This is a genomic window from Homoserinimonas sp. A447, assembly GCF_054489325.1.
Genome location: NZ_JBTMWW010000001.1, coordinates 2928577 through 2943324, shown reverse-complemented (window position 1 = coordinate 2943324; position 14748 = coordinate 2928577). Strand labels below are relative to the sequence as shown.

Annotated in this window: 15 protein-coding genes; 6 read left to right on the top strand and 9 right to left on the bottom strand. The window is 66.8% G+C overall.

Annotation, left to right across the window (positions count from 1 at the left end):
* Positions 1–2: 2 nt before the first annotated feature.
* From cysS to ACX3O0_RS14550, 3 genes are all read right to left on the bottom strand, one after another.
* Positions 3–1421 carry a cysteine--tRNA ligase gene (gene cysS / locus ACX3O0_RS14560; protein WP_459108184.1) on the bottom strand — a complete coding sequence of 473 codons (1419 nt, stop codon included), beginning with the start codon at positions 1419–1421 and terminating at the stop codon, positions 3–5.
* A 112-nt stretch (positions 1422–1533) separates the two neighbouring features.
* The gene (gene ispD, locus ACX3O0_RS14555) at positions 1534–2700 is read right to left on the bottom strand and encodes a 2-C-methyl-D-erythritol 4-phosphate cytidylyltransferase (protein ID WP_459108183.1); all 1167 of its coding nucleotides are present in this window, start codon (positions 2698–2700) and stop codon (positions 1534–1536) included.
* A 94-nt stretch (positions 2701–2794) separates the two neighbouring features.
* A complete protein-coding gene (locus ACX3O0_RS14550; protein WP_459093081.1) occupies positions 2795–3277 on the bottom strand; it encodes a CarD family transcriptional regulator in 483 nt (160 codons plus the stop codon).
* Positions 3278–3472: 195 nt separating this feature from the next.
* On the opposite strand from ACX3O0_RS14550, the gene ACX3O0_RS14545 reads away from it, so the two are divergent.
* Entirely contained in the window at positions 3473–3937 is a 465-nt protein-coding gene (locus ACX3O0_RS14545; protein ID WP_459093080.1) for a hypothetical protein, read from the top strand.
* A gap of 21 nt (positions 3938–3958) precedes the next feature.
* Here ACX3O0_RS14545 and ACX3O0_RS14540 read toward each other — a convergent pair whose 3' ends face one another.
* Both ACX3O0_RS14540 and ACX3O0_RS14535 read right to left on the bottom strand, forming a co-directional pair.
* Positions 3959–4642 carry a response regulator gene (locus ACX3O0_RS14540; RefSeq protein WP_459093079.1) on the bottom strand — a complete coding sequence of 228 codons (684 nt, stop codon included), beginning with the start codon at positions 4640–4642 and terminating at the stop codon, positions 3959–3961.
* Positions 4639–5793, bottom strand: coding sequence for a sensor histidine kinase (locus ACX3O0_RS14535; protein WP_459093078.1), 1155 nt, complete (start codon positions 5791–5793; stop codon positions 4639–4641). The genes ACX3O0_RS14540 and ACX3O0_RS14535 overlap by 4 nt, the downstream gene beginning before the upstream one ends.
* A 172-nt stretch (positions 5794–5965) precedes the next feature.
* On the opposite strand from ACX3O0_RS14535, the gene phoU reads away from it, so the two are divergent.
* Entirely contained in the window at positions 5966–6619 is a 654-nt protein-coding gene (gene phoU / locus ACX3O0_RS14530; RefSeq protein ID WP_459108182.1) for a phosphate signaling complex protein PhoU, read from the top strand.
* Positions 6620–6793: 174 nt separating this feature from the next.
* On the opposite strand, the gene ACX3O0_RS14525 is transcribed toward phoU, so the two are convergent.
* From ACX3O0_RS14525 to ACX3O0_RS14510, 4 genes are all read right to left on the bottom strand, one after another.
* On the bottom strand, positions 6794–7537 hold the full coding sequence (locus ACX3O0_RS14525) for a phosphoglyceromutase (RefSeq protein ID WP_459093076.1): 744 nt from the start codon (positions 7535–7537) through the stop codon (positions 6794–6796).
* Between the two features lie 69 nt (positions 7538–7606).
* On the bottom strand, positions 7607–8701 hold the full coding sequence (gene ygfZ / locus ACX3O0_RS14520; protein WP_459093075.1) for a CAF17-like 4Fe-4S cluster assembly/insertion protein YgfZ: 1095 nt from the start codon (positions 8699–8701) through the stop codon (positions 7607–7609).
* Position 8702: 1 nt separating this feature from the next.
* A complete protein-coding gene (locus tag ACX3O0_RS14515) occupies positions 8703–9308 on the bottom strand; it encodes a heme-binding beta-barrel domain-containing protein (protein ID WP_459093074.1) in 606 nt (201 codons plus the stop codon).
* A 220-nt stretch (positions 9309–9528) separates the two neighbouring features.
* Positions 9529–9795: a hypothetical protein gene (locus ACX3O0_RS14510; protein ID WP_459093073.1), complete on the bottom strand. Its 267-nt coding sequence runs from the start codon at positions 9793–9795 to the stop codon at positions 9529–9531.
* 116 nt (positions 9796–9911) lie between these two features.
* On the opposite strand from ACX3O0_RS14510, the gene ACX3O0_RS14505 reads away from it, so the two are divergent.
* From ACX3O0_RS14505 to ACX3O0_RS14490, 4 genes are all read left to right on the top strand, one after another.
* Positions 9912–10601: a response regulator transcription factor gene (locus tag ACX3O0_RS14505; protein ID WP_459093072.1), complete on the top strand. Its 690-nt coding sequence runs from the start codon at positions 9912–9914 to the stop codon at positions 10599–10601.
* Positions 10594–11436, top strand: a complete 843-nt coding sequence (gene mshD / locus ACX3O0_RS14500; protein WP_459093071.1) for a mycothiol synthase — start codon at positions 10594–10596, stop codon at positions 11434–11436. The genes ACX3O0_RS14505 and mshD overlap by 8 nt, the downstream gene beginning before the upstream one ends.
* 102 nt (positions 11437–11538) lie before the next feature.
* The gene (locus ACX3O0_RS14495; RefSeq protein ID WP_459108181.1) at positions 11539–13728 is read left to right on the top strand and encodes an RNA degradosome polyphosphate kinase; all 2190 of its coding nucleotides are present in this window, start codon (positions 11539–11541) and stop codon (positions 13726–13728) included.
* A complete protein-coding gene (locus ACX3O0_RS14490) occupies positions 13725–14663 on the top strand; it encodes an NUDIX hydrolase (RefSeq protein ID WP_459093069.1) in 939 nt (312 codons plus the stop codon). The genes ACX3O0_RS14495 and ACX3O0_RS14490 overlap by 4 nt, the downstream gene beginning before the upstream one ends.
* The last annotated feature ends 85 nt before the right edge of the window (positions 14664–14748 follow it).

Below are 14748 nucleotides of genomic sequence, written 5' to 3'. Positions count from 1 at the left end.
TGTCAGTCTGTGCCGAGGCTCCAATGGGAACCAGCCGGGGTGTCCTCGATCTGGATGCCGGCCGCCGTCAACTCGTCGCGGATGCGATCGGCAGACGCGAAGTCCTTCGCCTTGCGGGCGGCGTCGCGGTCTTCGAGCAACTTCTCGACCAGCGCAGACAGTGCACCGGCGGTCGGCTCGTTGGTGGCAGTCTGCCACTCTACGGCCAGTGGGTTGATTCCGAGAACTTCTGCCATGGCGAGCACCTCGCCGGACAGCGTGGCGACCGCGCCCAGGTCTTCCGCGTCGAGGGCCGCATTGCCGGCACGGACGTGTTCGTGCAGCACTGCCATCGCCTGTGGAATGGCGAGATCGTCATCCATCGCCTCGGCGAACTCCTCCGGAATCTGCTGGAGGGCCTTGCCGGCGAAGCGGGTGTCGGCCAGCCTGCGCTCAGCGCGGTCGAGGAATACCTCGATGCGCTCGAGGGCGGCCTCCGCCTCCACCAATGCGCCGTCGTGGTAGTCGATCGTCGAGCGGTAGTGCGCCGATCCCAGGTAGTAGCGGATGACCAGCGGGCGGGCCAGCTCGAGGAACTCGGCGGCGTAGATCGAGTTGCCGAGCGATTTGCTCATCTTCTGCCCGCCGATGTTCACCAGCCCGTTGTGAACCCAATAGGTGGCGAACCGGTCGCCGGCCGCAGTCGACTGCGCCAGCTCGTTCTCGTGATGCGGGAAGCGCAGGTCGAGCCCGCCGCCGTGGATGTCGAACCGGTCGCCGAGGTAACGCGCCGCCATGGCGGAGCATTCGATGTGCCAGCCCGGCCGTCCCCTGCCCCACGGCGAAGGCCAGGCGGCGGATGCCGGTTCGGTCGGTTTGTGGCCCTTCCAGAGGGCGAAGTCGCGCGGGTCCTTCTTGCCGCGCGGGTCCGCATCCGCTGCCGGTGCCATGTCGGCCGGCTTCTGCCGGGTGAGCGTGCCGTACTGCGGCCAGCTGGCGGTGTCGAAGTAGACGTCACCAGAGCCATCCGCTGCCGGGTAGGCGTTGCAGCCATCGATCAGGCGCTGGATGAGCTCCTGCATCTGGCCGACGCTGGCTGTCGCGCGCGGCTCATAGGTCGGCGGAAGGATGCCGAGGCGGTTGTAGCCGGCGGTGAACTCCAGCTCGTAGCGGTAGGCGAGGGCCCACCATTCCTCGCCGTCATCGGCCGCGTCGAGGATCTTGTCGTCGATGTCGGTCACGTTGCGTACCAGCGTTACGCGGTAGCCGCGATAGCTCAGCCACCGGCGCCACTGGTCGTAGACGAGCGCCGACCGCAGGTGGCCGATGTGCGGCGATGACTGCACCGTGGGACCGCAGACGTAGATTCCGACCTGCCCGGGGACGAGGGGAACCAGGTCGGTCAGCTCCTGGGATTTGGAGTCATAGAGGCGCACGGTCATGCCCTAAGCCTATTTGGTGCGCCCAAGCATCCCGAGACCGCAGTTCCGGCTCGAAAACGCAGGAAGGTTGAGCCGAAACTGCGGTCTCGCGGAAGGAAGAGGAAGGAGGAGGTCAGGGAGTGCGGTTGAGGAGGGCGGTGGCGATCACGAGGATGCCCTCGCTGCGGCCGGTGAAGCCGAGGCCGTCCGCCGTCGTCGCGGCGATGCTGACGGATGCTCCCACCAGGCCGCTGAGATACGTTTCCAACTCGGTGCGGCGAGACGCGAGCTTCGGCCGGTTGCCCAGCACCTGCACGGCGACGTTGCCGATCGTGAACCCGGAACCGGTGACCAGCCGCACGGTCTCGCTCACGAACACATCGCCGTGGGCACCCTTCACCCGCTCCTCTGTCGTGCCGAAGCGTCCGCCGATGTCACCCAGCCCGGCAGCCGAGAGTAGGGCATCGCAGATGGCGTGGCAGAGGGCATCGCCGTCGCTGTGCCCGGCCAGTCCGGGCTCATCCGGCCAGTAGAGCCCGCCCAGCCACAGCGGGCGGTCATCGTCGAACGCGTGGATGTCCATGCCGACGCCGGTGCTGACCGATGGCGCACCACCGGTCAGGGTTTCCGCCCGGCGCAGGTCCCACGCCGTGGTGATCTTGAAAGCGAGGGGATCGCCGTCCACGACCGTCACGTCGTGCCCAGCCGCGGAGAACAGGGCGGCGTCGTCGGTGAACTCCTGGTCTGCATCCGCATAGGCGGCGGCGAGTGCTGCGCGGGGAAACCCCTGCGGGGTCTGCACCGCAACCAGGCTGGACCGGTCGAGGGTGCGCTGCACCGTACCGATGGCGTCCTTCTGCTTGATGGTGTCGCTGACCGGGAGGCCGGGAACAACGCCGGCACCAAACTCGCGAACGCGCGCGATCACCGCATTGAACAGCGCGGGAGGGGTGAAAGCGCGAGCGGCGTCGTGGACGAGAACGGTCTCGGCGTCCGGGTGCAGCGCCGCGAGCCCGCTGGCAACCGAGTCCTGCCTGGTTGTCCCGCCGGCGACCGTCGTCAGGTAGACGGCGGCGGGCCCGGCGACGGCCTTGCCGATGCGCCTCGCGTCATCGAGGTGGGATTCCGGCGCGACCACGACCACCTGCACAGGCTCGGCGATCCCGAAAATCGATTCGAGGGCGTGCGCCAGGAGGCTGTGGCCGCCCACCGTGACGAACGCTTTCGGTTCCGGGCGCTCCAGTCGGGAGCCCGAGCCGGCAGCGACAACAATGACGGCAACCCGCGGCGCATTACTCATGCGTCGAGGTTAGCGCGACCAATGCTGGTCGAGTTCGTCGAGACCTCGCCTGGAAGAACCTCGATGAGGTCTCGACAAGCTCGACCAGCGTTAGCTAGGAGGCCAGCACCTCGTCGAGAACGCTGGACGCCTTCTCTTCGTCGGTCTTCTCGGCCAGTGCCAGCTCGGAGATCAGGATCTGGCGTGCCTTGGCCAGCATCCGCTTCTCGCCGGCGGAAAGACCGCGGTCCTGGTCGCGGCGCCACAGGTCGCGAACGACCTCGGAGACCTTGATGACGTCGCCGGATGCCAGCTTCTCCAGGTTCGCCTTGTAACGGCGGGACCAGTTGGTGGGTTCCTCGGTGAACGGCGCGCGCAGCACCTCGAACACCTGGTCAAGGCCGTCCTGGCCGATGACATCGCGAACGCCGACCAGGTCGACGTTCTCGGCGGGAACCTCGATGGTCAAGTCACCTTGGGTGACATTGAGCTTCAGGTAGAGTTTTTCCTCGCCCTTGATGGTTCTTTTTTTGACCTCGGTGATTGTTGCGGCACCGTGGTGGGGGTAAACGACGGTTTCGCCGACCTCGAAAAGCATGGGTAAAGCTCCGTTCATTGACTACTAGAATACCACAGCGCCAGGGTCTCCCGCCGGGCCGGACGCCGGTCGCACCGCGACCTGGCCCCCGTTGGCCGGTAAGCTAAACTCTGTTCTGGCTTGCGCGGACAGCTCCGCAGCGGACCACCTGATCCGGTGGCCTGAAAAGCCCGTGACTACCCCCTGGAGGGCACTGTGAGAAGGCGCGCTGTCGCATCCGTTGCCGTGGCGGCCCTGGTGCTGCTCGGAACTTCTGCCTGCAACTTCGTCGCACCGCAGGCGACGCTCGACGTGTACGCGGCGAGCGACGGCACGGCAGCCACCATCGGCGATGTCAAGGTGCTCAACGCGATGCTGTTCACCGAGACCGGGGAAGAAGCGAACCTGGTCGCCAGTGTGGTCAACTCGTCGACCTCGCGGGTGCAGCTGAAACTGCAGTACGAGTCAGGCAGCGAGAAGATCGACAAGAAGTTCACCATCGGGGCGGGCGAAGTGCAGAACCTTGGTGGCAGCGGGCTTGACCTGGTGCTTGAAAACATCGATGCGAAGCCGGGCGACCTGTTCCCGATCTACCTGCAGTACGGCGACGCGGAGGGCAAGCAGCTGCTGGTTCCGGTGCTCGCCGGCGGGATGGACCACTACGCCGACCTGCTTCCGTAGGTTCGGCGCAGAACTCGCGGGTCAGGCCTCGAAACGGTAGCCGAGCCCTCGCACCGTGACGAGCAGTTGCGGCTCTGACGGCGACTCCTCGATGCGGGAGCGAATGCGCTTGATGTGCACGTCCAGCGTCTTGGTGTCGCCAAAGTAGTTCTCTCCCCAGACGCGGTCGATCAGCTGCCCGCGGGTCAGTACCCGGCCGGCGTTGCGCATGAGCACCTCGAGCAGGTCATATTCCTTCAACGGGATGGCGATGTCCTCGCCGGCGACCGCGACCGTGTGGCGCTCGAGGTCCATCCGCACCGGGCCGATCTCGATGACGGTGTCCCCGTCGTCGTCGCCGTCGTCGACGCGACGCCGCATCACCGCGCGGATGCGTGCCAGCAGTTCCCGGGTCGAGTACGGCTTGGTCACGTAGTCGTCCGCCCCCAGCTCCAGCCCGACCACGATGTCGACCTCGCTGTCCTTGGCGGTCAGCATGATGATCGGAACCTGGGACTGCATCCGCACCCGCCTGCACACCTCGGTGCCGGAGATCCCGGGCAGCATCAGGTCGAGGAGGATGAGGTCGGCGCCGTTCGCCTCGAACTCTGCCACCGCCTTCAACCCGTCGTCGGCCACCACCGTTTCGTAGCCCTCACGTTCCAGCAGGTAGGCCAGCGGTTCGCTGAGGGAACGCTCGTCCTCGACGATCAGGATGCGGGTCAAGAAATCTCCTTAAGCTCAGTTGCCCCGGCGTCGCTCGCCTCGGGAAGTCGGATGGTGAACGTCGATCCGCTGCCCAGCTGCGACCACAGCCGCAGGTCGCCGCCGTGGTTCTGCACCACGTGCTTCACGATGCTGAGGCCCAGTCCGGTGCCGCCGGTGTGCCGGGACCGCGCATCGTCGATGCGATAGAACCGCTCGAACACGCGGTCGCGTTCCGCCTCGGGGATGCCGGGGCCCTGGTCGGTGACGGCGATCTCCACGACACCGTTCGTCGCGCTCACCCCGACGCCCACCCGCGACCGCTTCTGCGAATACTGCACCGCGTTCGAGATGAGGTTGTCGAGTGCGACCACCAGCAGTGCCTCATCGCCGTACACCTGCGCCCCGGCGTCGCCGCCGCTGGCGATGGTGACGTGGTTCGAGTCGGCGTGGACCCGGTTCTGGTCGATCGCCTGGGCGACCACGTTGTCGATGTCGACGACCGAGGGGGCGCCGAGCGCATCCGCCGCCTGCAGCCTCGACAGCTCGATGATCTCCTGCGTGATCCGGCCCAGCCGCTCGGACTCCTTGGTGAGCCGCTTGGCGAACTTGCGCACCTGCTCCGGGTCGTCGGATGCCGCCTGGAGTGCTTCGGCGAGCAGGCTCACCGCCCCGATCGGGGTCTTCAGCTCGTGGCTGATGTTGGCGATGAAGTCGCGCCGCACTTCCTCGAGCCGGTACGACTCGGTGCGGTCCTGGGCGAGCAGCAACACGTAGCGGGTGCCGAGTCGCGCCGCCCGGATGTGCAGGTGGATGTTCGCCTCACCGAACGGCCCGCGGGCGAGCTCGACGTCGTCGGTCTGCGGCTCGCCGCTGCGCCTCGCCTCGTCGACCAGCGCCACCAGCTCGGGGTGGATCAGGGACTGCCCCCACACGAGGCCGAGCGCGTGCGCCCCCGGGGACGTCTTCACCACGTTGTTCGACGGGTCGAGCACGACGCCGGCCGATTCGAGGGCGTCGAGAACCTGTCCGACACCGTCCGGAACCGCCCCGCTGACCACCTGAACGGCACGGTAACCGCGGCGCGCGGCGAAGTGCATCAGGGCGACCAGCCCGGCACCCACGGCAAGGCCGAAGACCAGCGACAGGGCCACCAGCAGGCTGGGATCCATGAGCACTAGACTAGTTACATCTCCGGCACGCCCACGCCGCCCAGATAGATCGGCACGCGATTTCGGCGGTTGTTCACCAGGCAATCACCGAACGTTAACCTCCACCGGGCAGCATGGCGGAGATGGTGCGCGGGAACGTGCCCGCCCCAGAAGACGGCCCCGGGAGGGATCCATGCGCGCAGTATTCCAACAGGAGCTCGAAGAAGTACAGGAGCGCCTTGTCGAGATCGCGACGCTGGTTGCCGTTTCCATCGAGAACGCCACCCGCGCCTTCAACGAGTCGAACGTCACACTGGCCGAGCAGGTCATCGCCGACGACGACAAGATCGACGAGCTCACCGTCAACCTCGACGAGCTGGCCATCAACATCCTGGCCCGCCAGCAGCCGGTCGCCCGCGACCTGCGGATCGTCGTCAGCGCACTGCGCATTTCGGCATCACTCGAGCGGATGGGCGACATGAGCGAGCACATCGCCCAGCTGGCCCGGTACCGCTTCCCCGAGAAGGTCGTTCCGAAGACCCTGCGCGGCACGTTCGCCGAGATGGGCCAGCTCGACGTGACGGTCGCCCGCAAGCTCACCGAGCTGCTGCGCACCGAAGACGTGCGGCTGGCGGAGGAGATCCGCAACGAGGACGACAAGATCGACGCGCTGCACCTCAGTGTGTTCGACAAGGTGCTCGGCGAGTCGTGGAAGGGCGGCGCGGAGGACACGGTGGATGCCACGCTGGCCTCCCGCTACCACGAGCGTTTCGCCGACCATGCGGTGTCGATCGCCAAAAAGGTGCAGTACCTCGCGACCGGCGATTGGGTCGCGGGCGACTACTAGGCACAGTCTCTGCCACTCACGCCTGAACCGCCGCCCGAGCACTGTGGTCACCTACAGTGCGGTCACCTACAGTGCGGTCACCTACAGTGCGCGAGTCGGGTCAATGTGCGGGTGCGCGCCGAATGGCACCCACAGAACGACCCGATTCGGCAGCACCTCCGCGGTGCGGACGGGTTACTTCTTGCCCTGCGACGCCACCGCGGCCGCGCCAGCGGCTGCCGCCTCCGGGTCGAGGTACTCTGCCGCCTTCGTGGGGAGGAAGTCGTCACCCAGGTCGTAGACCAGCGGGATGCCGGTCGGGATGTTGAGCCCGACGATCTCGGAGTCCGAGACGTTGTCGAGGTGCTTGACCAGCCCGCGTAGCGAGTTGCCGTGCGCCGTCACCAGCACGGTCTTGCCGGTGGCCAGCTCGGGTTTGATGTCCGACTCCCAGTAGGGCAGCATCCGCTCGATGACGTCTTTGAGGCATTCGGTGCGCGGCAGGTCGTCGCCGAGTCCGGCGTACCGCAGGTCGTGCGCCTGCGAGAACTCGCTGTCGTCGTCGAGCGGTGGCGGCGGGGTGTCGAACGACCGGCGCCAGGCCATGAACTGCTCTTCACCGTACTTCTCGAGGGTCTCCGCCTTGTCGAGGCCCTGGAGGGCGCCGTAGTGACGCTCGTTGAGCCGCCAGCTGCGCTTGACGTCGATCCAGTCGCGATCGGCAGTCTCCAGCGCGAGGTTCGCTGTGTGGATGGCCCGCTTCAGCAGGCTGGTGAACTGGATGTCCGGCAGCAGGCCGGACTCGTCCAGAAGCTCACCGGCACGCCGGCCCTCCTCGCGACCGAGATCGGTCAGCGGAACATCCATCCAGCCGGTGAACTGGTTGCTCTTGTTCCAGGTGGACTGCCCGTGGCGGAGGAGAATGAGCTTGTAGGTCATGCACCAAGGGTAGCGAACCGGGTCTCGACACGCGTCCTCGCTTCGCTCGGGCGCTACTCGACCCGCGGACTATTCGCGGGGTCGACGCACCTGTCCGAGACGAGGGAGCCGGGGCACGTCGGCTGTTGCACCGGCATCCGGCGGGACGATGACCTCCTGGGAGGCGGCGATGCTGGTGCCGTCCGAGACCACCGTGAGCACGGCATCCGGATCGGTGTTGCGCTTGATGACGGCGAGCGCGATCAGTCCGTACTCGTGGTGGCGTGCCGCAGAAGTCACCGCGCCGACCACCTTCTCCCCCAGCTGCACCGGGTCGCCGTGCGCGGGCAGCACCGACTCCGAACCGTCGAGGTGCAGCATCACCAGACGGCGCGGCGGATGCCCGAGGTTGTGCACCTTGGCGACCGTCTCCTGCCCGCGGTAGCAGCCCTTGTTCAGGTGTACGGCCGAGCGCAGCAGGTCCAGTTCGTGCGGGATCGACTTCTCGTCGACCTCGGTGGAGAAGCGCGGGCGCCACGCCGCGATCCTCAGCGCCTCCAGCGCCTGCATGCCGGCCACCGGGAGCGCGGTGACCGCGAGCTGGTCGTCACGGTCGATGATGATCTCGCGGTAGCTGAACTCGGCACCGGGATGGATGCTCGCCGCGTATTGGTGCCCACCGGCCCGAACCACCGGCCAGGAGTCCTCCCACACCAGCGGGACACCGTTCGGGGCGGCGACCGGCAACTCAGGTGTGCCGAGTGTTCCCACGGTCTTGAACTGGTCTGAGCGGTCGGCGACCTCGACCTGCATCATGAACTTCATGCGGTTCAGCCAGGCGACCAGGGCGTCCACCTCCGCCCGCTCGAGAAGGATCCACAGCGCTACGCCGTCGTCGATGAGCCGCAGCACGTGCTCGATGCGGCCGTTCGGGTCCAGGATGAGCGTCTCGCTCGACTCCCCGGGCTTCAGGCCCTTCAGCGCCTGGCTGGAGATCGAGTCGAGCCAGGTGAGCCGGTCCGGCCCGGTCAGCGAGAGGACGGCCCGGTGCGAGAGGTCGACGATGGCATCACCGGATGCCAGCGCCCGCTGCTCGAGGGACGGGTTGCCATAGTGCGCGGGCACCCCCGCATCGAGACCGGTGCCATCAACGGCACCGGGCAGGTTCAGGAAGTTGGTGGTCATCTCACTCGACTTTCGCGAGCCTGGCCGACGCGTGCGAGGTCAGGTTCTGGCCGAGGGCGGCGATGTCCCAGGCCCACAGCAGGTGGTTCTCGACCAGCCCGTAGAGCCTGGTCGAGGCGGAATGCTCCTTCGCGGTCGCGGAGCGCATGATCGCATCAGTCCCCAGGTCGATGCGCGGCCCCTTCACCTGGCCGAGGTACAGCTCGCTGACGCCACCCGGGTGCAGCAGCGCAACCTCGATGTCGAAACCGCCGGTCTCATTGCGAAGCTCCTCGACGGCATCCGCGTTGCCGAAGCGGGTCTCGCCGACACCGGGGAGCATTCCCGGCCCGGGGTCGCTGTCGGTGAGTTCACGGCTCAGCCGCCAGTACCCGGTTTCGGATGCCAGCGGATGGTGGTGCTCGAGTTCTTCCTCGCCGACCCAGGTGTAGGAGTTGTAGTTGAGGTAGGGGAAGCCGTCGTGGCTGAAGCTGATGCGCTGGCCGAACTCCACGTTACGGGTCTCGTCACCGACGGGGTAGTTCACCACCCCGCTGCCTTCCCACACGCCGATCAGCCAGGACAAGGGCACCAGCTCAGGCGGGAGGGACGCGTCGAGTTCGATCATGGCGCTGCCCCAATCAGCGCGGGCGCGCGACTAGCGCTGGCCGCGAAACAAGTTGTAGAGAACTACGACCGAGATGCCGCCGATGGCCAGCGTGGCCAGAACGAGGAGGCCGACGAAGAAGAGTTCCAGGGCGAGCAAGGAGGTCATACGGGCAATTCTACTCCGAGACCGGCTGGCGCCGGCCAACCGGCCCGATTTGAGCTCAGCAGCGCAGCGAGCTTCAGCCGAGCAGCGCGCTCACACCGGTGGCGATCGCCAGCACGACGATGGATCCGCCGAGACTCGCCATGACCCGGTTCACCAGGCCCTCCTTGCGGTCGAGCCCCAGCTGGATGCAGAACGTCAGGATGATCCCGGTCGCCAGCGAGACCGAGAACCAGAGGAGGTGGGCGTCGGCGTGCGCGAACAGGAGGATGAACCCGGCGGCGAGCGCCAGCAGCACCCACACCGGGGTCACGGTGTAGAGCGACAGCTTCTCGATGGGCACGATGCAATCTTGCCCCAGAAACTTGGGGCACGGAGGCCCCGGGCGACGGATGTCTCTATCCCGGTGTCATCATCCCGGCGACTCGGTAGACTGGCGCTCTTCGAAAAGGAGGCCCGTTGGCGCAGCTGCTGGTACTCACGCCCGCGCCCGCCAGCGAGGTGCTGCCAGCACTCGGACTCCTCGGGCACACCGTGCGCCAGGTGCCGGCCAGCCCCGAATACCTGGTGAATCCGCCCAGCTGCGACCTGGTGCTCATCGACGCCCGCACCGAACTCTCGAATGCGCGAGCGCTCAGCCGACTGCTGTCATCCACCGGGCTCGACCTCCCCCTGCTGCTGGTCGTCACCGAGGGCGGGCTCGCCGCGGTGAACGCCGAGTGGGGAGTGGACGATGTGGTGCTCGCAAGTGCTGGACCTGGCGAGGTGGATGCTCGCATCCGCTTGGCAACCGGTCGGCACCGATCTGAGGAGACGAGCCACACCATCCGGGCATCCGGCCTCGTCATCGATGAAGGCAGCTACTCGGCGAAAGCCAACGGGCGTGCGCTCGACCTCACCTACAAGGAGTTCGAGTTGCTGCGCTTCCTGGCCGGGCACCGGTCACGGGTCTTCACCAGGGAGCAGTTGCTCAGCGAGGTGTGGGGTTACGACTACTTCGGCGGCACGCGCACGGTCGACGTGCATGTTCGGCGGCTACGGGCGAAGCTGGGAGATCTTGAGGCATTGATCGGCACGGTGCGCAACGTCGGGTACCGCTTCACGCCGAACGACAAGGAGTCTGAAGAAGGGGACGACAACGATGAGTGACTTCCTGCGGGACCTGATTGCAGCTGCCACCGCAGCGGATGGGCAGCCGCCGTTCTCCGACCAGAGCCTCGTCGACCACGCCGCCGGGACGCGACAATTGTTGACGGTGGGCAGCGAGGCGCTCGAGGGCGAAGCGCTGGGTGCCGCGTTGATGGCAGCCGATGACGGTGGCGCGGAGGCAGAACTGGTGGTGCATCCGGATGCTCGCCGCCGGGGGTTCGGTGAGCGCCTGCTGCGCGACGTGATCGACGGAGCCGACGGGACGCTGCTGATCTGGGCGCACGGGGACCACCCCGGGGCGCGGGCACTCGCCGCGAAGTACGGCTTCGAGCCGGTGCGGGAGTTGCTGCAGTTGCGGGCCGCGGTGCCGGAGCCGGCCCCGGTCGCGGATGCGCACCGAGGTGTACGTGCATTCCAGCCGGGCGTCGACGACGCCGCGTGGCTCGCCCTGAACGCGCGGGCGTTCGCCGGGCATCCGGAACAGGGCAAGCTCGCGCAACCTGACCTGGACGCGCGGATGGCCGAGCGCTGGTTCGACGCCGACGACTTCCTGCTGCTGTGGGACGGCGAAGAACTGACCGGCTTCTGCTGGCTGAAGGTCGCCGGAGACCTCGGCGAATTCTACGCGGTCGGGGTCTCGCCCGACCGGCAGGGCGAGGGTATCGGCCGCACGCTCGTCGAGGCGGGGCTGAACCGGCTGGCCGAGCGCGGCATCCGCGAATCCAACCTCTACGTCGAGGCGGATAACGAGCCCGCCGTTCGGCTGTACCGCTCGTACGGCTTCACCAACTACACCGTCGACATCCAGTACCGCTCGGAAACCCCCGCGCATTAGTGCCCGTTCCGGAGAGATGTGCCCGGCGAAACGGGTGCATCTCTCCGGAACGGCCACTATCGAGTTCACCGGCGCGTAAGGCGTGAGTGCAATGATGTTGCGATGGACGAGACCTTCCTCGACGACACCGGTCTGGCCACCGACAGCCTGGACGACGACTACGACTCGCCCTGGGTCGACGACGGAACGCTCCCGGCCGACCGCTACCTCGACCGCGAACTGAGCTGGCTCGCGTTCAATACCCGCGTGCTCGAGCTGGCGGAGGACGACAATGTTCCGCTGCTTGAACGCTGCAACTTCCTTGCCATCTTCGCCAGCAACCTCGACGAGTTCTTCATGGTCCGGGTCGCCGGGCTGAAGCGGCGCATCCTCACCGGCCTGGCCGTGCCGACCAACACCGGCCGCGCGCCCCATGACGTGCTGCAGGACGTGAGCGACAAGGCGCACGAACTGCAGGAACGGCATGCAGCGGTCTTCCGCGACCTGGTGAAACCGGCACTCGACGATGCCGGTATCCACGTCGAGTCCTGGATCGACCTCGACGACGCTGACCGGCAGCGCATCGACGAGATCTTCTCCGCCCAGATCTTCCCGGTGCTGACCCCGCTGGCAGTCGACCCGGCGCATCCGTTCCCGTACATCTCAGGGCTGTCGCTGAATCTGTCGGTGCGCGTGCGCAACCCGAAGTCGGGCAAGGTGCAATTCGCCAGAGTGAAGGTGCCGACCAACCTGCCGAGGCTGGTGCAGCTGCCGGATGATGAACGCGGCCTGCTGCGCTTCATCCCTCTCGAAGACCTCATCTCCAACCACCTGGGCGAACTGTTCCCCGGGATGGACATCCTGGAGCATCACGAGTTCCGGGTGACCCGGAACGAAGACGTCGAGATCGAGGAGGACGAGTCGGAGAACCTGGTGCAGAGCCTCGAGCGCGAGCTGCTGCGCCGCAAGTTCGGTCCACCGATCAGGCTCGAGATCACCGACGACATGGACGAGGTGACCCTCGGCCTGCTGGTTCGGGAGCTCGGCATCACCGAGCAGGAGGTCTACCGCCTGCCCGCGCCCCTCGACCTCGGCGGACTGTACGAGGTGTTCCGCATCGACCGGCCGGCCCTGAAGTACCCGAAGCACCCCCGCACGACCAACGCCGACCTGCGCAGCGCCGACCCGGCAGTCGCCCCAGACGTGTTCGCATCGATCCTCCGGCAAGACATCCTGCTGCACCACCCCTACGAGTCATTCAGCACCAGCATTCAGGCCTTCCTCGAGCAGGCGGCCATCGACCCGAACGTGCTCGCCATCAAGCAGACGCTGTACCGCACCTCCGGCGACAGCCCCATCATCGACGCCCTCATCGCCGCAGCGGAGGCGGGCAAGGCGGTGCTTGCGCTGGTGGAGATCAAGGCGCGATTCGATGAGACCGCCAACATCTCCTGGGCGCGCAAGCTGGAGAAGGCGGGAGTGCACGTCGTCTACGGGCTGGTGGGGCTGAAGACGCACTGCAAGCTGGCGCTGGTCGTTCGGCAGGAGAAGGACGGAACACTCATCCACTACAGCCACATCGGAACCGGCAACTACAACCCGAAGACCAGCCGCGTCTACGAAGACCTGGGGCTGCTGAGCGCCGACCCGGTCGTCGGCAAAGACCTCAGCCGGCTGTTCAACGAGCTGAGCGGCTACGCCGTCGAGAAGAAGTTCAAACGGCTCCTGGTGGCACCGCGGCACCTGCGGAAGGGACTGCTGAAACGCATCAAGGCGGAGGCGGTCAATGCGGATGCCGGACTGCCGGCCGGCATCCGGATCAAGGTGAACTCGATCGTCGACGAGCAGGTGATCGACGCGCTCTACCGGGCCAGCCAGGCCGGCGTTCCGATCGACCTGGTCGTCCGCGGCATCTGCGGGCTGACGCCTGGCGTCCCGGGGCTCAGCGAGAACATCCGGGTGCGCTCGATTGTCGGCCGCTACCTCGAGCACTCGCGCATCTTCTCGTTCGTTGCCGGCGGCGACACCCAGGTGTTCATCGGGAGCGCCGACCTGATGCACCGCAACCTCGACCGCCGCGTCGAGGCGCTCGTGCGACTGGTGGACCCCGCGCACCTCGAACACGTCGAAGCGATTTTCGACCTCTCCATGTCGCCCGAGATCGCCTCGTGGTCACTCGAATCGAACGGCGAGTGGGTCCGCAATTACCGCAATGATGACGGAACCTTGCGGCTGGACCTGCAGAATGTGATCATGCAGCGGATCTCCGACCGGCCCGTCACGACCAGGATCCACGCCGGGATGCGCCGGTGAGCCGCGCACCGGTCTTCGCCGCCGGTGCCGTGTGCTGGCGAGTGGTCGATGGCAAGCTCAAGGTGCTTCTCGTGCACCGAGACCGGCACGACGATGTCTCCTTCCCGAAGGGCAAGGTGGACCCGGGCGAGAGCCTGCCGCAGACCGCGGCGAGGGAACTCCACGAGGAGACCGGCCTTCGCCTGCACCTCGGCGCACCGCTCGGCACCACGGAGTATGAGCTGCCCGGCGGCCGCGACAAGGTCGTCTATTACTGGGCCGCGGAGGTCGACGACGACACGCACGCCTCGTCGACGTTCGCGCCCAACGACGAGATCACCAGGCTCGAATGGCTCTCGTTGCGCAAAGCGCGCGAGGCCCTGAGCTACCCACATGACCGCGATGTGCTCGACCGCTTCCAGGCGCGGGTCGACAACGACACCTACCGCACTTTCGCGATCATCGCGCTGCGCCACGGCAAGGCCGTTTCTCCCACCAGCTGGGAGGGAGCGGATGCGACCCGGCCGCTCCAGGAACGCGGCGAGAGGCAGGCGGTGAGTGCGGCATCCGGTATTGCCGCCTACAGCCCTTCGCGGTTGGTCAGCAGCACCGCTGCCAGGTGCCGGGCGACCCTCCAGCCGCTGGCCGACCTGATGCGCCTGGACGTCAAAGAGGACGCCAGAATCAGCCAGGACGCTTGGGAGAACGGCGAAGCGGATGTCGCGGACGTCGTCGCCAAGCGCCTCGCCAAGGGCAAGACCGCCGTGATCTGCAGCCACGGCCCGGTGATTCCTGAACTCATCAGGCAGCTGGCCTACCAGACCAATACGCCGCTCGATGCGCCGCTTCGCAGCTCGGCCGACCTGGCGACCGGCGACTACACAATCGTGCACCTGGCCCGGCAGGGGCCGGAGCGCGGGATCATCGCGGTCGAGACACACGGGCCCGTGCTCTAGATCTCTTCGTTGCCCATTCTTGAGGATTGAGCGTTATATTGATAGGACGCCCTCGTTGGGACAGCGCGACTAGGAAAGGCCGCAC